General features: G+C 54.8%; 19 protein-coding genes, 1 tRNA gene and 1 pseudogene. 12 read left to right on the top strand and 9 right to left on the bottom strand.

The genetic code is table 11. The features are described from left to right. Positions 1-10 precede the first annotated feature (10 nt). The 3 genes from SP99_RS07675 (at position 11) to SP99_RS07665 (ending at position 2,335) form a co-directional block, all read left to right on the top strand. Positions 11-229 carry an acyl carrier protein gene (locus SP99_RS07675; RefSeq protein WP_025755960.1) on the top strand — a complete coding sequence of 73 codons (219 nt, stop codon included), beginning with the start codon at positions 11-13 and terminating at the stop codon, positions 227-229. Positions 230-300: 71 nt separating this feature from the next. Continuing rightward, a complete protein-coding gene (locus SP99_RS07670; protein ID WP_047958185.1) occupies positions 301-1,323 on the top strand; it encodes a diguanylate cyclase domain-containing protein in 1,023 nt (340 codons plus the stop codon). 175 nt (positions 1,324-1,498) lie between these two features. Beyond that, on the top strand, positions 1,499-2,335 hold the full coding sequence (locus tag SP99_RS07665) for an alpha/beta fold hydrolase (RefSeq protein ID WP_047958184.1): 837 nt from the start codon (positions 1,499-1,501) through the stop codon (positions 2,333-2,335). A 93-nt stretch (positions 2,336-2,428) separates the two neighbouring features. Here the strand turns inward: SP99_RS07665 and SP99_RS07660 are convergent, their stop codons facing one another. The 3 genes from SP99_RS07660 to SP99_RS07650 form a co-directional block, all read right to left on the bottom strand. After that, the gene (locus tag SP99_RS07660) at positions 2,429-2,686 is read right to left on the bottom strand and encodes a YjhX family toxin (protein ID WP_021240841.1); all 258 of its coding nucleotides are present in this window, start codon (positions 2,684-2,686) and stop codon (positions 2,429-2,431) included. 290 nt (positions 2,687-2,976) lie between these two features. Next, positions 2,977-3,064: transfer RNA gene (locus SP99_RS07655), tRNA-Ser, on the bottom strand. 130 nt (positions 3,065-3,194) lie between these two features. Then, the gene (locus tag SP99_RS07650) at positions 3,195-4,823 is read right to left on the bottom strand and encodes an ABC transporter substrate-binding protein (RefSeq protein WP_047958183.1); all 1,629 of its coding nucleotides are present in this window, start codon (positions 4,821-4,823) and stop codon (positions 3,195-3,197) included. Positions 4,824-5,093: 270 nt separating this feature from the next. Here SP99_RS07650 and yccA point away from each other — a divergent pair, with 270 nt between their 5' ends. Further along, positions 5,094-5,753 (top strand): FtsH protease modulator YccA, encoded by a 660-nt coding sequence (gene yccA / locus SP99_RS07640; RefSeq protein ID WP_047958181.1) that lies wholly within the window; start codon positions 5,094-5,096, stop codon positions 5,751-5,753. An 86-nt stretch (positions 5,754-5,839) separates the two neighbouring features. Beyond that, on the top strand, positions 5,840-6,169 hold the full coding sequence (tusE, locus tag SP99_RS07635; protein ID WP_025755964.1) for a sulfurtransferase TusE: 330 nt from the start codon (positions 5,840-5,842) through the stop codon (positions 6,167-6,169). Here tusE and yccX read toward each other — a convergent pair. The 3 genes and pseudogenes from yccX to SP99_RS07625 all read right to left on the bottom strand — a co-directional run bounded on the left by yccX (position 6,166) and on the right by SP99_RS07625 (position 6,806). Then, positions 6,166-6,447 carry an acylphosphatase gene (gene yccX / locus SP99_RS07630; RefSeq protein WP_025755965.1) on the bottom strand — a complete coding sequence of 94 codons (282 nt, stop codon included), beginning with the start codon at positions 6,445-6,447 and terminating at the stop codon, positions 6,166-6,168. The genes tusE and yccX overlap by 4 nt on opposite strands. A gap of 12 nt (positions 6,448-6,459) precedes the next feature. Beyond that, positions 6,460-6,612 (bottom strand): annotated as a pseudogene (locus tag SP99_RS23640) (helix-turn-helix domain-containing protein); the annotation flags it as partial. Beyond that, positions 6,603-6,806, bottom strand: a complete 204-nt coding sequence (locus SP99_RS07625; protein WP_231584294.1) for a YbhB/YbcL family Raf kinase inhibitor-like protein — start codon at positions 6,804-6,806, stop codon at positions 6,603-6,605. The gene SP99_RS07625 and the pseudogene SP99_RS23640, both read right to left, overlap by 10 nt. Positions 6,807-7,007: 201 nt before the next feature. Here SP99_RS07625 and SP99_RS07620 point away from each other — a divergent pair, with 201 nt between their 5' ends. Genes SP99_RS07620 through hspQ form a run of 3 tightly spaced genes read left to right on the top strand, consistent with a single transcriptional unit; the run spans position 7,008 to position 8,961 of the window. After that, positions 7,008-7,334 (top strand): hypothetical protein, encoded by a 327-nt coding sequence (locus SP99_RS07620; protein ID WP_025755967.1) that lies wholly within the window; start codon positions 7,008-7,010, stop codon positions 7,332-7,334. A gap of 58 nt (positions 7,335-7,392) precedes the next feature. Then, positions 7,393-8,583, top strand: a complete 1,191-nt coding sequence (rlmI, locus tag SP99_RS07615; protein ID WP_021240853.1) for a 23S rRNA (cytosine(1962)-C(5))-methyltransferase RlmI — start codon at positions 7,393-7,395, stop codon at positions 8,581-8,583. Between the two features lie 60 nt (positions 8,584-8,643). After that, entirely contained in the window at positions 8,644-8,961 is a 318-nt protein-coding gene (gene hspQ, locus SP99_RS07610) for a heat shock protein HspQ (protein WP_047958180.1), read from the top strand. A gap of 37 nt (positions 8,962-8,998) precedes the next feature. Here the strand turns inward: hspQ and SP99_RS07605 are convergent, their stop codons facing one another. Beyond that, entirely contained in the window at positions 8,999-9,412 is a 414-nt protein-coding gene (locus SP99_RS07605; protein WP_025755969.1) for a CoA-binding protein, read from the bottom strand. A 173-nt stretch (positions 9,413-9,585) separates the two neighbouring features. Here SP99_RS07605 and csgI point away from each other — a divergent pair, with 173 nt between their 5' ends. Together csgI and mgsA are read left to right on the top strand one after the other, a co-directional pair. Further along, complete coding sequence (gene csgI, locus SP99_RS07600; RefSeq protein WP_047958179.1) at positions 9,586-10,248, top strand: curli synthesis inhibitor; 663 nt, start codon at positions 9,586-9,588, stop codon at positions 10,246-10,248. 80 nt (positions 10,249-10,328) lie between these two features. Beyond that, positions 10,329-10,787 carry a methylglyoxal synthase gene (gene mgsA / locus SP99_RS07595; protein ID WP_025755971.1) on the top strand — a complete coding sequence of 153 codons (459 nt, stop codon included), beginning with the start codon at positions 10,329-10,331 and terminating at the stop codon, positions 10,785-10,787. 59 nt (positions 10,788-10,846) lie between these two features. Here the strand turns inward: mgsA and helD are convergent, their stop codons facing one another. Further along, positions 10,847-12,901, bottom strand: coding sequence for a DNA helicase IV (gene helD / locus SP99_RS07590; protein ID WP_047958178.1), 2,055 nt, complete (start codon positions 12,899-12,901; stop codon positions 10,847-10,849). Between the two features lie 122 nt (positions 12,902-13,023). On the opposite strand from helD, the gene SP99_RS07585 reads away from it, so the two are divergent. Together SP99_RS07585 and yccS are read left to right on the top strand one after the other, a co-directional pair. Further along, positions 13,024-13,470, top strand: coding sequence for a YccF domain-containing protein (locus tag SP99_RS07585; RefSeq protein ID WP_047958177.1), 447 nt, complete (start codon positions 13,024-13,026; stop codon positions 13,468-13,470). Between the two features lie 19 nt (positions 13,471-13,489). Then, complete coding sequence (gene yccS, locus SP99_RS07580) at positions 13,490-15,652, top strand: YccS family putative transporter (RefSeq protein WP_047958176.1); 2,163 nt, start codon at positions 13,490-13,492, stop codon at positions 15,650-15,652. On the opposite strand, the gene SP99_RS07575 is transcribed toward yccS, so the two are convergent. After that, entirely contained in the window at positions 15,609-16,235 is a 627-nt protein-coding gene (locus tag SP99_RS07575; protein ID WP_047958175.1) for a TfoX/Sxy family DNA transformation protein, read from the bottom strand. The two genes, yccS and SP99_RS07575, sit on opposite strands and share 44 nt — an antisense overlap. Between the last annotated feature and the right edge of the window lie 205 nt (positions 16,236-16,440).

Below are 16,440 nucleotides of genomic sequence, written 5' to 3'. Positions count from 1 at the left end.
GGAAAAAATGATGGAACAAGAAATTCTCGCCCTGTTCGAAAACGTATTATCCCGTAAGGTCGGTTTCCACGATGAACTGATTGACTCAGACATTCTCGACTCCATTCTGGCGGTCGATATGGTACTGGAAGTGCAGGACGTTTACGGCTGTATGATCCCGCCAACAGACGTGGCGACGGTGCTGAAAACCCCGGCGGACCTGGCCCGCTATATTGAAGAACACCGTTAACCCGGCAGGTACAAAAAGTTATCTAAGGCTCCATAATGGATGAGTGCTTAACTTTTTGACAGGAAGAGAATATGCCGCCACGTACCGCCAGTGACCTGTGCTCAGAAATGAAAAAGATGTCTGTTGAAGAACGGATCCGCTTTTTCTCTCTTTCGCTTGAGGAAATGCACCGCGAACTGCAGGAGAGCATCCGCCAGATTGAGTCGATGAAGCGTGCGCTGGAAGAGAGTGAAGAGTACCATCGCCAGCTGGTTGAGACCGCCCAGGATGCTGTGATTACCATCGATCAGGCTGGCGTCGTTGTGAACTGGAACCAGGCCGCAGAACGCATGTTCGGCTGGACAGCCGGAGAAGCGATAGGCAACAGCCTTGGCGAGATGATTGTACCGCAAGCGTTTCGCGAGCAACACGCGCGCGGCCTGATGCGCTTTAAGGCCGCGCAACCATCGAATATTCTCAACCGCACTATCGAGATCGCTGCGCTGCATCGCACCAAAGGTGAGTTCCCTATTGAACTGTCGATATGGCCGCACCAGCAAGGGGGGAAGCAGATATTTTCGGCATTTATCCGCGATATTACCGATCGCAAACAGCGCGAACACATCGCCTGGCTGCATGCCAACTTTGATGCCCTGACCGGATTACCGAACCGGAGATTACTCGTTAACCGTCTGGAACTGGCAATCACTCAGGCTATCGCCAACAGCATAGAAGTGGCGCTGCTGTTTATCGACCTCGATCGGTTTAAACCGGTGAACGATCTCCACGGTCATGCCGTCGGCGATGAACTGCTACGGCTTGTGGCATTTCGTCTGCAAAGTCTGCTGCGCGAAGGTGACACGATTGCCCGCCTCGGTGGCGATGAGTTTGTCGCCCTCCTCCCCGATTTAGCTGCCAGCGATCCCTTACCCACACAAACGGCCGAAAAGATCAGCGCTGCACTGGCGCAGTCATTTTTGATTAACGAACAGGTGATTACTATCTCGGGCAGTATTGGTATCGCCCGCTTCCCTCATGACGCCGTAGATGCCGATACGCTGCTCAATAGCGCTGACAAAGCGATGTATACCCGTAAACGGGTAGCGGAGCGGTGATGACGTGCATGCGTGCCTTTCACAGAAATGAAACCGCCTGCTTTTATGCTTTCTCCTACACTTAAGGAGTACTGTCGGTACGGTAAACAGAAAAAATCTAACTTAATTAAGGCATTACTGATCCGCTCTGTGTTCAGTCCGCAATCGTTTTGCCTTTAACAGAGGAGTCTGCGGTATGGCATTCGTCACAACGAAAGATGGCGTCAACATTTACTACAAAGACTGGGGTCCAAAAGAGGCACAGCCCATCGTCTTCCACCACGGCTGGCCGTTAAGTGCCGATGACTGGGATAATCAGATGCTCTTCTTTCTTGCGCAAGGCTATCGCGTTATCGCGCTCGATCGCCGCGGTCATGGACGTTCGGATCAGGTGAGCGAAGGGCATGATATGGATCACTATGCGGCCGATGCGTCAGCCGTTGTTGAAAGCCTGGACTTACGCAATGCCGTGCACGTCGGTCACTCCACCGGCGGCGGTCAGGTCGCCCGCTATGTGGCGAAGTACGGCCAGCCGCAGGGACGCGTCGCCAAAGCGGTGCTTGTCAGCGCCGTCCCTCCTCTGATGGTCAAAACGGACGCTAACCCCGGCGGCACGCCGATTGAGGTTTTCGATGGTTTTCGCCAGGCGCTCGCGGCTAACCGCGCCCAGTTTTACCTCGACGTCGCCAGCGGTCCTTTCTACGGTTTTAATCGCGATGGCGCCGAGGTTTCGCAGGGAACGATTCAGAACTGGTGGCGTCAGGGCATGATCGGCAGCGCCAAAGCGCACTACGAAGGGATCAAGGCGTTTTCAGAGACCGACCAGACGGAAGATCTGAAAGCCATTACGGTTCCCGTTCTGGTGATGCAGGGCGACGACGATCAGGTCGTGCCGTATAAAAATGCCGCCCTTCTGCAGGACCAGTTGCTGGCGAACAGCGTACTGAAAATTTATCCGGGCTTCCCACACGGGATGCATACCACCCACGCGGATACCATCAACGCGGATATTCTGGCTTTTATCCGCTCTTAACGCCGCGTTTCTTGCCGGGTGGCGCTGCGCTTACCCGGTCTACATTCCGTTCAATGTATGAACGCCACCCGAGGGTGGCGTGATTTCTTCCGCTTAGCGATTGTCCAGCTGGGCGCGAACGTTATTCAGCCCGGTGGTATTGATGCGATAAGGCTGCCCGTTCACGGAACGGATCAGCTTTTTAGTGCGGAGTTTTTTGAAGACGCTGAGCGTGCAGTCGCTCAGCACCAGCCCTTCACGGGTATAGCACTCAACGGACGTGACGCGGCCAGAGCTGTCGCGGACGTGCACAATACGTCCACCTTTGGCGAGAACGTGTAAGGTACGTTGTTCCTGACGGGATAAATTCATACTGGAAAACCTGTGTAATCATCATGCGTAAAAACGAGCCCACACCAGCAGGTGCGTGCGTAAGGTTTAAGCGCAGCGATAACCAGTCCGTCCTGAGAAGGGCGGGAAGCTGATTATCTGATGAAAACATTCTCCAGCATCAAAGCCTCGGTAAGAGATGAAAAGGTATTTACGGGGTGAATGATAACGCCTGATTTTGACCGGAAAACAGCGGAAGCTGAAAAGTGTGACCTGAATCATTCAATCCAAAAGAAAAACCCCAGGTTAACAAGTAACCTGGGGTTTATATCTGGCGGAAGCGCAGAGATTCGAACTCTGGAACCCTTTCGGGTCGCCGGTTTTCAAGACCGGTGCCTTCAACCGCTCGGCCACACTTCCTGATTGAGGCGAACTATAAACACCTCACCGCGCGCTGTAAAGAGTCGCGGCATTCGTTCGCTGTAAAAATAGTCAAAACGTGTTTAATCGGTTGAACTGACAACACATCGACGATTTTATCAGCACAGGCTTAGTGTTTTTTGATGTACATGTCCTTCGTGTAATAGTACCCCAGCTTATCCGGCGTAAATCCGCCCACCCACGGTTTGACCAGATGCGTACGGACGTAGTGATACACCGGAATGGCGGGCACATCACGTCCCAGCAGATCTTCCGCCTGCTGGTAGAACTTACCCCGCTCTTCCGTTGTTTTGGCTTTTGCGGCATTCATCAGCGCCTGGTCGTATTCCGGATTGCTGTACTGACTGGTGTTTTCGCTGTCGCCGGTGCGGAAGTTGTTCAGGAAGGTCGCCGCGTCGTCGTAGTCGGCAATCCAGGCGTAACGCACCGCGTCAAAGTTGTGGGTATGCATGGTATCCAGCATGGTTTTCCACTCCTGATTTTGCAGCTTCGCCTCCACGCCGAGGTTCTTTTTCCACATGGAGCTGGCGGCAATCGCGATACGCTGGTGCGATTCAGAGGTGTTATAGAGCAGGTTGAAGCGCAGAGGATGGCTGGCGTTATACCCGGCCGCTTCGAGCAATTTTTTCGCCTCAGCGATGCGCTTGTCCTGCGGCCAACTGGCGTAATCCGGGTTCTGTAACTTAACGCCACCGATATCCGGCTGGCTGATGAGCCACGCAGGACGCTGCCCCTGCCCTAAGACTTTCCCGGCAATGATGTCTTTATCGAGCGCCATGTTCAGCGCCTTGCGCACGCGGACATCGTTGAACGGCGGCCGGGTGGTATTAAATTCGTAGTAATAGGTTGCCAGCTGCGGAGAGACATCCAGCTCGCTGCCGAGCGTTTTTTTGAGCTGAGCGAACTGGTTGATCGGCACTGTGTAGACAATATCAATTTCGCCCGCTTTATAGCGGTTCACATCTGCGGCCTCGGAGGTGATAGGCAGATACGTCACCTTATTAATCACGGTATGGTCATTATCCCAGTAGCGCGGGTTGCGCTCCGCCACAATGCGTTCGTTGACCACCCACTGGGACAGCTTATAGGCCCCGCTGGTGACGATATGTTCAGGCTTGGTCCACTTGTCGCCAAAGCGGCCAATCAGCACTTTGTCCACCGGCACCAGTGACGGGTGCGCCAGCATGGCCAGGAATGCCGCATTAGGCTGCGTCAATGTGACTTCCAGCGTGGTGTCGTTTATCGCTTTCACGCCCAGCGTATCGGGGGCTTTTTTCCCCTGCGCAATATCCGCACCATTCACAATGTGCATGTTGCCGGGATAGCTGGCATACGGTGAAGCGGTTTTAGGATCAACCAGACGCTGCCAGCTCCAGACCACATCTTCCGCGGTGATGGCAGTACCGTCGCTCCAGGTGATGCCCGGGCGCAGATGGAACGTCCAGACGGTGTTGTCCTTGTTCTCCCATTTTTCCGCCAGCCGTGGCTGAATGTCCCCCGCCGGGGAGACACTGACCAGCCCATCGAATAAATCACTGATAATATTGAATTCGACGTCGCTTTCGACTTTATGCGGGTCGAGCGAGGCCGGCTCATTACCGTTGTTCCTGACCAGTTCCTGCTTATCGGCCAGCTGCGTTCCTGCCGGCACGTTCGCCGCCCAGGTTGCCGTGCTGGCGCACAGGATCCCTGCGGTAAGTAAAGAGAGCGTAAAGCGCGTGCGTGTTTGTGGTTTCATTTCCTTCGCCTTATTGTCTGTTTTTGTGACGATCCGGAAATAACTCTTAGCGGCCTTATGGTAATAACGCAATAATTTTCAGTAACCTATAAGAGGTTGATCTGATTAATCGCGTCAAACCGCTGTTCATACTGGTGAAACGTATTTATGCAGAAGAAACAACCAGCTCCCGCCCTAACCTGCTGAGTAAAGATGGGTAAAACCACTTTGAGAGTGACGCGCCGTTTCCTATTCTTTCCGTTAATTACATCTGTCATAAGAGAGTGACTCATGGATCGTATAATTACTTCTTCGCGCGACCGCACATCGCTACTCAGCACCCACAAGGTGCTGCGCAATACCTATTTCATGCTCAGCCTGACGCTGGCGTTTTCGGCGATCACCGCCACTGCCAGCACCGTGCTGATGCTGCCGTCCCCGGGGCTGATCCTGACGCTGGTGGGGATGTACGGTCTGATGTTCCTGACCTACAAAACCGCTGATAAACCGGTCGGTATTCTCTCCGCGTTTGCCTTCACCGGCTTCCTGGGCTACATCCTGGGGCCGATCCTGAACGCGTACCTGTCTGCCGGCATGGGTGACGTGATTGGCATGGCGCTGGGCGGCACCGCGCTGGTGTTCTTCTGCTGCTCGGCCTACGTGCTCACCACCCGCAAGGACATGTCCTTCCTCGGCGGTATGCTGATGGCGGGTATCGTGGTGGTGCTGGTTGGTATGGTGGCTAACATCTTCCTGCAGCTCCCTGCTCTGCACCTGGCGATTAGCGCGGTGTTTATCCTGCTGTCATCCGGCGCAATCCTGTATGAAACCAGCAACATCATTCACGGCGGTGAGACCAACTATATTCGCGCCACCGTGAGCCTGTATGTCTCGCTGTACAACATCTTTGTCAGCCTGCTGAGCATCCTGGGCTTTGCCAGCCGGGATTAAGCCGCAACGCTGTGAATCTGGCCCCGCTTATGCGGGGCTTTGTTTTTTGCTACACTGCAGCGTTTTTGACTGACGCGTGAATGACTATGTTGAGTTTTGAAGGCAAAGAGATCGAGACCGATAACGACGGTTATCTGAAAGAAAGTGGCCAGTGGAACGAAGCGCTGGCAGAAGTCATTGCTGAGAAAGAAGGCATCGCCCTCTCCCCCGAACACTGGGAAGTGGTGCGTTTTGTGCGCGAGTTCTATCTCGAATTCAACACCTCTCCGGCCATCCGCATGCTGGTCAAAGCGATGGCCAATAAGTTCGGTGAAGAGAAAGGCAACAGCCGCTATCTCTATCGCCTGTTCCCGAAGGGCCCGGCAAAACAGGCCACCAAAATTGCCGGCCTGCCTAAACCGGTGAAGTGCATTTAATAGCGAATACCGAAGTTAACGTACTCCCGGCCGGGTTGATGCGGTTCCGTTAAGACCTTATCAACCCGCGCGCTGCGCGGCCCACCCGCTTTCAGCCACGCCACCAGCTTGTCGACCTGCTCCGCTTCGCCACAGGCGACCACCTCAACGCTGCCGTCATCCATGTTACGCGCATATCCCGTTAACCCAAGCTGAACGGCCTCGCGCTGAGTGCTGTAGCGGAAACCCACGCCCTGAACGATGCCGTGAACCCAGGCAATAGTGCAGACTTTTGCCATTTTTTCTTCTCCTTAACGTAGCGTTTTCGGTAAACAGCCGTAGTGTTGCCGAAAACGGGCGGTGAAACGAGAGCTGGAAAGATACCCACATTGTAATGCGATTTCGCCAATCGGTAATCGGGTTGACTGTAGCTGTGACAACGCCACGGCCATCCTTACCTCCTCGCGGGCGGATTTTTCCACGCCAGCTGTGGCGAGGTATTCCCACCGTGGCAACCAAATCCCTCAAACACCTGCTGTGGCGCTAACCGCCGTTCGCCGGAAATGTCCGGGCTGGTCATGCTGAAAGGCGTTGCGGCGAAAACCTGAAAACTCATTGCCGTCAGAGCGGCTATTGCTATTACACTGTGCTTTTTCATGGGGGCTCCCTTTGCTGTACCGGAAGCCCCACTGTATATCCCTCGGCAATCTTGTAATGTGCCTAAGCGATTTGATTTTGTGCCGAAACGCTCAAGGGTATCCGCAGATGATTGCGCCCTGCTGAAAGTTCTACTCTACGCGCAGTGAGTCTGTTCGTGAACAAACAGTAAATGGAATGCTATGCGCGAAAGGAAAACGATATGAATGTTACTGATGAAGACCTGTTGCGTTCTGGTTTTACACTGTCTGATTTGCAGAAGATAAAAAATAACGTTGAGAGGTACGGGGGAACGCCTGAAGAAGCAGTTTACGATCTCGCCCGTCGATTCAATACCCTACTCTGGGTAATCAGCGTATGCTTCATGTTCCTGATTGTTCTTGTCGTTTTCAGTTCACCTGTCAAGGCATTGGCGTGGGGGCTGGCGATCATCGTAGGGGTTAGCATTATGACTCTCGCACAACCTCCTGTACTGTCGTATAAATCCTGGCGTTATCGAAAAATCATCAGAGATTTTGAGAAGCTCTGATCCGTTTTGATGTGCTACTCTACGCGCCATTTCCCTGAAATTGACAGAACAGCAAATTATGAGTGTACGTTTAGTGTTAGCCAAAGGGCGCGAGAAGTCTTTACTGCGCCGTCATCCCTGGGTCTTTTCCGGCGCGGTTGCCCGCATGGAAGGCAAAGCCAGCCTCGGTGAAACCATTGATATTGTTGACCATCAGGGGAAATGGTTAGCGCGAGGCGCCTACTCGCCAGCGTCCCAAATCCGTGCCCGCGTCTGGACCTTCGATAAAGATGAAACCATTGATATCGACTTCTTCGTTCGTCGTCTGCAGCAGGCGCAACAGTGGCGGGACTGGCTGGCAAAACGCGACGGGCTGGACAGCTACCGCCTGATTGCCGGTGAGTCCGATGGTCTCCCGGGCGTCACCATTGACCGCTTCGGCAACTTCCTGGTGCTGCAGCTTCTGAGCGCCGGGGCGGAATATCAGCGTGCCGCGCTGATTAGCGCCCTGCAGACGCTGTTCCCACAGTGCGCCATTTACGACCGCAGCGATGTGGCGGTGCGCAAAAAAGAGGGCATGGAGCTGACGCAAGGCCCTGTGACCGGTGAACTGCCGCCTGCCCTGCTGCCGATTGAAGAGCACGGCATGAAGCTGCTGGTGGATATTCAGGGCGGACACAAAACGGGTTATTACCTCGACCAGCGCGACAGCCGCCTGGCGACGCGTCAGTACGTTGCCGACAAACGCGTGCTGAACTGCTTCTCCTATACCGGCGGGTTTGCCGTTTCAGCGCTGATGGGCGGTTGTGCCCAGGTGGTGAGCGTGGACACCTCACAGGAAGCGCTGGACGTGGCGAAACAGAACGTCGAGCTGAATAAGCTTGATCTGAGCAAAGCCGAATTTATTCGTGACGACGTCTTTAAGCTGCTGCGTAAATATCGCGATCAGGGCGAGAAGTTCGACGTTATCGTGATGGATCCGCCGAAGTTTGTAGAAAACAAAAGTCAGCTGATGGGCGCCTGCCGCGGCTATAAAGATATCAACATGCTGGCCATCCAGCTGCTGAATCCGGGTGGCGTCCTGCTCACGTTCTCCTGCTCTGGCCTGATGACCACCGATTTATTCCAAAAAATCATCGCCGATGCCGCAATAGATGCTGGTCGTGATGTACAATTTATAGAGCAGTTCCGTCAGGCAGCCGATCACCCGGTGATTGCTACCTACCCGGAAGGGCTCTATCTGAAAGGGTTTGCCTGTCGCGTCATGTAACTTGAAAAGAGAAATATTGCCCGCACATAACGTGTAAGTCGTATTTCCCGGGAGGTGACTATGATTGCCAGCAAATTCGGTATCGGCCAGCAGGTCCGCCACACTTTGCTAGGGTATTTGGGTGTGGTCGTGGATATCGACCCGGAGTATTCCCTTGTAGAGCCGTCAGCAGACGAGCTGGCGGTGAACGCCGAGCTTCGCGCCGCGCCCTGGTACCATGTGGTAATGGAAGGTGATGACGGACAACCCGTTCACACCTATCTTGCTGAAGCGCAGCTCAGCAGTGAACTGCGGGAAGAACATCCGGAGCAACCTACGATGGATGAACTGGCTCAGACTATCCGCAAACAGTTACAGGCTCCGCGCCTGCGGAACTAAGCGTGTAAAAAAAGCCCGATGAACGGGCTTTTTTTTATTACTTCGCCAGCCCCAGACGGGGGATTTCAATGGCCGGGCAGCGGTCCATGACCACCTTCAGACCCGCCTCACGCGCCAGCACCGCGGCCTGCTCGTTAATCACACCCAGTTGCATCCACAGCGTTTTTGCCCCAATCGCAATGGCTTCCTGAGCCACGCCCCACGCTGCTTCCGAATTACGGAAAACATCCACCATATCGATTTTTTCCGGTACGTCGTTGAGCGTGGCGTAGCCCTGCTGGCCCAGTAAACTTTTACCGGCTACTTTCGGCGAGACAGGGATAACGTGATAACCCTGATCGAGAAGGTATTTCATGACCCGATAGCTTGGACGATCGGGTTTATCGCTCGCGCCCACCAGCGCAATGGTGCGCGTGGATGTCAAAATCTCGGCAATATCGTTCTCTTTCATGGTTTTTCTCCTGGCTTTTTTCAAAGTGTACGCCAAAGGGCACAACTCAACCATCCATCCCATACAGATGTATGAGGGCAAAACGGCCAAATATGTCTATATGTTAGTAAACGTGATTATCGAAAAATTTAGATACATTCATGCGCCGACAGAATTTCTGACAGGAGCCTTCTATGAAAACCGGTATTGCCACTGCTCTGATTGCATTAGTGATGCCGGTCTGCGTCTTTGCTACCACGCTTCGGCTCTCTGGCGATATTGATCTCCTGGTGCTGGATGGAAAAAAGGTCTCCAGCTCCTTATTGCGTGGTGCCGACAGCATCGAGCTGGATAACGGCCCGCATCAGCTGGTATTCCGGGTAGAAAAATCGATCGGCCTCGCCAATCATGAGCAAAGGATGTACATCTCCCCGCCGCTGATTGTCAGCTTTAATACCCGGCAAATCAGTCAGGTCAATATTACCCTGCCGCGTATTGAAACAGAGAAAGAGAGTGCGACCTTTGACGCGTCACCGCGTATTGAACTGCTGGACGGGGATGCAATGCCGATTCCGGTAAAACTGGATATTCTGGCGCTGACTACCTCACCGAAAGGACCGGATTACGAGGCCGCGGCCCAGGCCTATAACAAAGCAGGTAAACGCGCCTCGCTTCCGCAGTTTGCCACCATGATGGCTGACGACAGTACGCTGCTATCGGGTGTCTCTGAACTGGACGTTATTCCTCCTCAGTCACAGACCCTGACGGAACAACGCCTCAAATTCTGGTTTCAGCAGGCCGATCCTGATACGCGCGCCCGGTTTTTACAATGGGCAAAACAACAACCTTCCTCATAAGCCACATTTTTTACGCCTTGCTCTTGCAGCGTCAGGCGGTTCCCGTCATCGTGTAGTCAGTTAACCTGATGGATATGATTATGGAACTGACAACACGCACGCTACCGGAACGTAAACACATTGCTCTGGTTGCGCACGATCACTGTAAACAAATGCTGCTTAACTGGGTTCGCCGCCATCAGTCTTTGCTGGAAAAGCACGCCCTGTCGGCGACCGGCACAACCGGTAACCTGATTCAGCGCGAAACGGGTCTGGAGGTAAATGCCATGCTGAGCGGCCCGATGGGCGGCGATCAGCAGGTCGGGGCGCAGATTTCCGAAGGAAAGATTGATGTGCTGATCTTCTTCTGGGATCCGCTGAACGCGGTTCCGCACGATCCGGATGTCAAAGCGCTGCTGCGTCTGGCGACGGTGTGGAATATCCCGGTGGCGACCAACCTGTCGACGGCGGATTTCATTATTGAATCCCCGCAGTTTAACTCCCCGGTTGAGATCCTTATTCCGGATTATCAGCGTTATCTTTCTGAAAGACTGAAGTAGCTTTTTTTGCCGGGTGGCGGCTACGCCTTACCCGGCCTGCTCCTCTTTGCCCGTCGTCGTTATGGCTTTCTCGCCACCGGCACATCAATACTCTTCAGGATATCCACAAATACGGATGGCTCTTCTTTGTTGAACAGCAGCCACACGCGGTGACGCGCGCGGGTCATGGCCACATACAGCAAACGCCGCTCTTCGGCGTCCGGGAAGTCTTCCGGTTCCGGCAGTAAGGCCTCCTCCATCACCGACTCGCGAGCCGGGGCCGGGAAACCATCGCTCCCCTCTTTCAACCCTACCACGATGACATAATCGGCCTGCTGCCCTTTGCTGGCGTGAATGGTCATAAATTCAATCTGCAGCTTCGGCCAGCGGGTGGCGGCTTTTTCCAGCGCCGCAGGTTTGAGGTGATGGTAACGCGCCAGCACCAGGATACGTTCATCGGGCTTCGCATAGCCGCTGAGCTTGTCCAGCAGCGGCTCCAGCTGGTCATCCGCCAGCAGAGTGACGGCTTTTTTATCACCAGACCGCAGGCTATTGAGCGGCTTGGACAGCTGATGCGGGTTCTGCTGGATAAAGCGGTTAGCAATCTCACCGATTCGGGAATTGAAGCGGTAGGTCGTGTCCAGATCGCTGCGATCCCCTTCGCCAAAATAGTGGTGGAACGCGGTCGTCAGGGAGAGCTGCGCGCCGCTGAAGCGATAGATTGCCTGCCAGTCGTCCCCCACCGCAAACAGTGAGGTATGTTTATTCTGCGCCCGCAGCGCCGAGAGCAGCGCGGCACGCTGCGGGGAGATATCCTGAAACTCATCCACCAGAATATGTTTCCACGGGCTGACAAAACGCCCTTTCTCAAGAATGATAATGGCCTGGTGGATTAACCCGGAGAAGTCGACGGCGTTTTCCTCCTTCAGCGCCGTTTTCCAGGCTTTCAGCAGCGGCGCCATCAGTTTGACGCGCTTTGAAAACAGATCGCGGATCCCCTCCGGCGCGCTCTCTATCATCTCCGCCTGCGACCCACCGTGCATTCGCATCAGACTTACCCATCGGTCAAGCCGCGACCCCAGCCGGCGCGCCAGTTTGTCATCCTGCCAGAAACTGCCCTCTGGCACCGTCCAGTTGAGCTCTTCCTCCAGCCACTGACGCCATCCTTTCGCCTGCGCCTTTTTCTCGCTGCACTGCTGGCGCCAGGTTTTGATAAACAGCGCCTGACGCGCCTGCGTATCGTTTTCCAGTTTACTGATGGAAGGCACTTTTTTACTGCCCTGCTGAATAATATGCAGCGCAAGCGCATGGAAGGTTCTGGCGGTGATATCCCGGGTATGCAGGCGCGCCTGAATACGCTCGTCCATCTCCTCAGCCGCCTTGCGGCCAAAAGCCAGAAGCAGAATTTGATCGGGTACGGCTTCTCCGGTCGTCAGCAGCCAGCCTGCACGCGCCACCAGCACCGACGTTTTACCGCTTCCGGCGCCCGCAAGCACCAGCAGCGATTGCTCACCATTCACCACCGCACGCGCCTGCGCCGGATTGAGGGGGGAAGATTCCACCGTACTAAAGAAATCAACGTATTGGGTAAGCATGGCGTCCGTCCAGGCCTGGTTATGGGCAAGCCGGCTTTTATCCACGTCATTCAGCCAGGCCTGACACTGGCGCCAGGCGTCACGACAATTGTCAAACTCATCGAGACGCGTCACGGATATCGGCAGCGCCGAGAGTGCCTGCCTGATCTTTTGCTGTAGCCCGGCCGTCTGCTGACGGGTCAGCCAGGTTTGCTGTGCGTTGCTTTGCGCGATGTCGTCCAGCACCTGCTGCAGCACCTGGGACGCAACCACGCTCATCTCCTGGCTCCACTGCTGCCAGAGCGCGTTCAGGTGATGATGAAAGCGCTGGGTTTCCGCCCACTCGGTGCCGTGAAGTCGCACGACTTTATCGTCTGGCAGAACGAACTCCAGTTCGCCCCACACCAGCCCGCGTTTGCAGTGGATAGCCAGAAGCTGATTAAACGGAATAAGGTATTCGTGGCGTTCTCCGGAGACTTTCACCCCGGCATTAAGGAGAACCACCCTATCGTAAGGGTGTTGCGCCAGGCGTTTGCCCATTGAAGTTGCTTTCAGTTCCATGTCCCGCCAAATCCACGAAGAGATAATTTGTCTGATAGTTTAACTGCCAGTTTTAAGGTGCTCCAGCCTAAAAAAACGTTACAATCATTGGGCGTTAATTTATCGAAAGGAAGTGAGGGTTTATGCGTACCGTTCTGAATGTGTTGAATTTTGTGCTGGGCGGTTTTGCCACCACCCTTTCCTGGCTTTTTGCCACGCTGGTGAGCATCGTTCTGATTTTCACGCTTCCCCTGACCCGTTCCTGCTGGGAGATCACCAAACTCTCGTTTGTCCCCTACGGGAATGAGGCCATCCACGTTGACGAACTGAATCCGGAGAGCAAAAACGCCCTGATGAATACGGGCGGGACCCTGCTGAATATTCTGTGGCTGATCTTCTTCGGCTGGTGGCTGTGCATCATGCATATTTTTGCGGGGATTGCGCAGTGCGTCACGATTATCGGTATTCCGGTGGGACTCGCGAACTTTAAGATCGCCGCGATAGCTCTCTGGCCCGTCGGGCGCAGGGTGGTTCCGGTAGAAGTGGCTCAGGCCGCGCGTGAAGCAAATGCTCGTCGTCGTTTTCAGTAAATAAGGACTGGCCGCATTTATGCTAAGCCCACTGCTTCGCCGTTATACCTGGAACAGTACCTGGCTTTATAACGTCAGGATTTTTATCGCCCTTTGCGGCACGGTTGCCCTGCCCTGGTGGCTGAATGATGTCAAACTCACCATCCCGCTCACGCTGGGCGTGGTGGCCGGGGCGCTGGCGGACCTGGACGATCGTCTGGCCGGGCGTTTACGTAACCTGGTCATTACGCTCATCTGCTTTTTTATTGCTTCCGCATCCGTTGAGCTGCTTTTCCCGTGGCCCTGGCTGTTTGCCCTGGGTCTTACGCTCTCCACCAGCGGGTTTATTTTGCTGGGCGGCCTTGGGCAGCGCTATGCCACCATCGCGTTTGGCGCATTGCTGATCGCCATCTATACCATGCTGGGCGTGTCGCTTTACGATCAGTGGTATCAACAGCCTGTCCTGCTGTTGCTGGGCGCCATCTGGTATAACCTGCTGACGTTAACCGGCCATCTGATCTTCCCGGTTCGCCCCCTGCAGGATAACCTTGCCCGCAGCTTCGAGCAGTTAGCCCACTATCTGGAACTGAAATCCCGGCTGTTTGACCCCGATATCGAAGAAGAAAGCCAGGCGCCGCTCTACGATCTGGCGCTGGCGAACGGTCAACTGGTCGCCACTCTTAACCAGACCAAAGCCTCGCTGCTGACCCGTCTGCGCGGGGATCGTGGCCAGCGCGGAACGCGACGAACCTTACACTACTATTTTGCCGCCCAGGATATTCATGAGCGCGCCAGCTCCTCGCACGTTCAGTATGCCGCCCTGCGCGAGAAGTTCCGCTACAGCGATGTAATGTTCCGCTTCCAGCGCCTGCTCTCCATGCAGTCCCAGGCGTGTCAGCAACTCTCGCGCTCTATTCTGCTGCGCACGCCCTATCAGCATGACCCACGCTTTGAACGCGTATTCAGCCACCTGGATGCGGCGCTCGACCGCGTTCAGGCCAGCGGAACCTCACCGGAACACATCAAAGCCCTGGGTTTCCTGCTGAACAACCTGCGGGCGATTGATGCTCAGCTGGCGACCATTGAGTCCGAACAGGCGATGGCACAGCCGGGCAGTGAGGTAGATAACCAGCTCGCGGATGACAGCGTGCACAGCGTGAGCGATATGTGGCTACGGCTGAGCCGCAACTTTACGCCCGAGTCGGCGCTGTTTCGCCACGCGGTGAGAATGTCCCTGGTGCTGTGCGTAGGTTATGCGCTTATCCAGATTACCGGGTTACATCACGGTTACTGGATCCTGCTCACCAGTCTGTTCGTCTGTCAGCCCAACTATAACGCCACCCGGCACCGGCTGGCGCTGCGTATTATCGGTACGCTGGTGGGCGTCGCGATTGGCCTGCCGGTGCTCTATTTCGTGCCGTCCATTGAAGGTCAGTTGATTCTGATCGTGATCACCGGCGTATTGTTCTTCGCGTTTCGCAACGTGCAGTACGCGCATGCCACCATGTTCATTACGCTGCTGGTGCTGCTCTGCTTTAACCTGCTGGGCGAAGGGTTTGAGGTCGCCCTGCCCAGGGTGATCGATACCCTGATAGGCTGCGCCATCGCCTGGGCGGCAGTCAGCTTTATCTGGCCGGACTGGCGTTTTCGTAATTTGCCGCGCGTGATTGAGCGGGCGTTGAACGCCAACTGCCGATACCTTGACGCCATTCTGGAGCAGTACCACCAGGGGCGCGATAACCGCCTGGCCTACCGGATTGCACGCCGCGATGCACACAACAGCGATGCTGAGCTGGCTTCTGTTGTCTCGAACATGTCAACGGAGCCTCGCGCCACCGCAGAAATTCGTGAGACAGCCTTCCGCCTGCTGTGCCTGAACCATACCTTTACCAGCTACATTTCGACGCTGGGTGCCCACCGCGAGAAGCTCACCAACCCGGGTATTCTCAACCTGCTGGACGACGCCGTATGCTACGTCGATGACGCACTTCATCACCGACCGGCGGATGAACCGCGGGTGCAACAGGCACTGGATGAACTGGCTCAGCGCATTGCGCATCTTGATCCGGGTAACGACAGCAAAGCGCCGCTGGTTCTTCAGCAAATCGGCCTGCTCATCGCTTTGCTGCCTGAAATTTGCCGGCTGCAGCAGCAAATCGCTACCTGGAGGAGTGATTATCCTGTGCCTCAGGTAGCGCATTAAACCACTCCGTCAGCTCCCGGCGAATACCTGCCGGGAGCGCCGCCTCATGCAGCCCCTCAATCGCCCCTTCCAGCGCGAAGAGCACTTTTATACTCAGCGCTTTATTTTTCGCCCGCATCTTCAGCCAGCTGGCTCTGGCACCCAGCGCCCGGAGTGTCTCTTCATTGGTGATACCAGCTTCAAACAGCAGGACTTCAAGCTGAAAAGTCAGGTTCGGCAGATCCTTAAGCCGGTTTCGTTGATGCCGCAGGTTGCGCTCTTTTCTGGCGGCACTGAGGGCATACGAGGAGAGCTGAAGCAGCCGCTCCCTGTCCTGCCATAAGCCGTCGTCCACACGATAATAGTTGAGCAGTACCGGACGACCTCGCTTCATCAGCGTTAAAAACGAGGCGGCATTTCTTACACAGTATTTTGCACTTTCCTCACACGCACGAAGATAAAGTTCGCCGTCTGACACCATGGCAAAGACCGCATCATCCACCGCCAGGGTGTAACCGCCAAACAGCGCACGATGATGGATTTCGCCCAGCGGAGAGAGGTATTCCTGGGATTGATAAATCCGTTCATAAGATATCTTTTTCATGATATTTCCCTTGAAAATCATATGCTAACCACGACTTTTCTTACTAACGGATCCGTTAGCAGGAAAATAGGCAACTTGTCGCCGTTGAGCAAGATGATTTTTCGAGGGGCATCAAGATTGAATGAATTTTGCGAGTCGCTTTCCGAAAATGAGGTTGATCTTTATGCACACAGGGGTTACTGTATATTCATACAGTAACTACAGG

The organism is Enterobacter sp. BIDMC92 (assembly GCF_001030225.1).
In the GTDB taxonomy this organism is placed as follows: domain Bacteria; phylum Pseudomonadota; class Gammaproteobacteria; order Enterobacterales; family Enterobacteriaceae; genus Enterobacter; species Enterobacter sichuanensis.
The sequence above is the reverse complement of the archived record's forward strand: the minus strand, read 5'-3'. Positions and strand labels throughout refer to the sequence as shown.

Bases quoted from the DNA above. Each gene is read 5' to 3' on its own strand.
- helD (WP_047958178.1), bottom strand. From the start codon at position 12,901: ATGGAACTGAAAGCAACTTCAATGGGCAAACGCCTGGCGCAACACCCT.
- yccA (WP_047958181.1), top strand. From the start codon at position 5,094: ATGGATCGTATAATTACTTCTTCGCGCGACCGCACATCGCTACTCAGC.
- SP99_RS07585 (WP_047958177.1), top strand. From the start codon at position 13,024: ATGCGTACCGTTCTGAATGTGTTGAATTTTGTGCTGGGCGGTTTTGCC.
- tusE (WP_025755964.1), top strand. From the start codon at position 5,840: ATGTTGAGTTTTGAAGGCAAAGAGATCGAGACCGATAACGACGGTTAT.
- SP99_RS07625 (WP_231584294.1), bottom strand. From the start codon at position 6,806: ATGAAAAAGCACAGTGTAATAGCAATAGCCGCTCTGACGGCAATGAGT.
- mgsA (WP_025755971.1), top strand. From the start codon at position 10,329: ATGGAACTGACAACACGCACGCTACCGGAACGTAAACACATTGCTCTG.
- SP99_RS07670 (WP_047958185.1), top strand. From the start codon at position 301: ATGCCGCCACGTACCGCCAGTGACCTGTGCTCAGAAATGAAAAAGATG.
- yccX (WP_025755965.1), bottom strand. From the start codon at position 6,447: ATGGCAAAAGTCTGCACTATTGCCTGGGTTCACGGCATCGTTCAGGGC.
- SP99_RS07665 (WP_047958184.1), top strand. From the start codon at position 1,499: ATGGCATTCGTCACAACGAAAGATGGCGTCAACATTTACTACAAAGAC.
- SP99_RS07605 (WP_025755969.1), bottom strand. From the start codon at position 9,412: ATGAAAGAGAACGATATTGCCGAGATTTTGACATCCACGCGCACCATT.
- yccS (WP_047958176.1), top strand. From the start codon at position 13,490: ATGCTAAGCCCACTGCTTCGCCGTTATACCTGGAACAGTACCTGGCTT.
- csgI (WP_047958179.1), top strand. From the start codon at position 9,586: ATGAAAACCGGTATTGCCACTGCTCTGATTGCATTAGTGATGCCGGTC.
- SP99_RS07620 (WP_025755967.1), top strand. From the start codon at position 7,008: ATGAATGTTACTGATGAAGACCTGTTGCGTTCTGGTTTTACACTGTCT.
- SP99_RS07575 (WP_047958175.1), bottom strand. From the start codon at position 16,235: ATGAAAAAGATATCTTATGAACGGATTTATCAATCCCAGGAATACCTC.
- hspQ (WP_047958180.1), top strand. From the start codon at position 8,644: ATGATTGCCAGCAAATTCGGTATCGGCCAGCAGGTCCGCCACACTTTG.
- SP99_RS07660 (WP_021240841.1), bottom strand. From the start codon at position 2,686: ATGAATTTATCCCGTCAGGAACAACGTACCTTACACGTTCTCGCCAAA.
- SP99_RS07650 (WP_047958183.1), bottom strand. From the start codon at position 4,823: ATGAAACCACAAACACGCACGCGCTTTACGCTCTCTTTACTTACCGCA.
- rlmI (WP_021240853.1), top strand. From the start codon at position 7,393: ATGAGTGTACGTTTAGTGTTAGCCAAAGGGCGCGAGAAGTCTTTACTG.
- SP99_RS07675 (WP_025755960.1), top strand. From the start codon at position 11: ATGGAACAAGAAATTCTCGCCCTGTTCGAAAACGTATTATCCCGTAAG.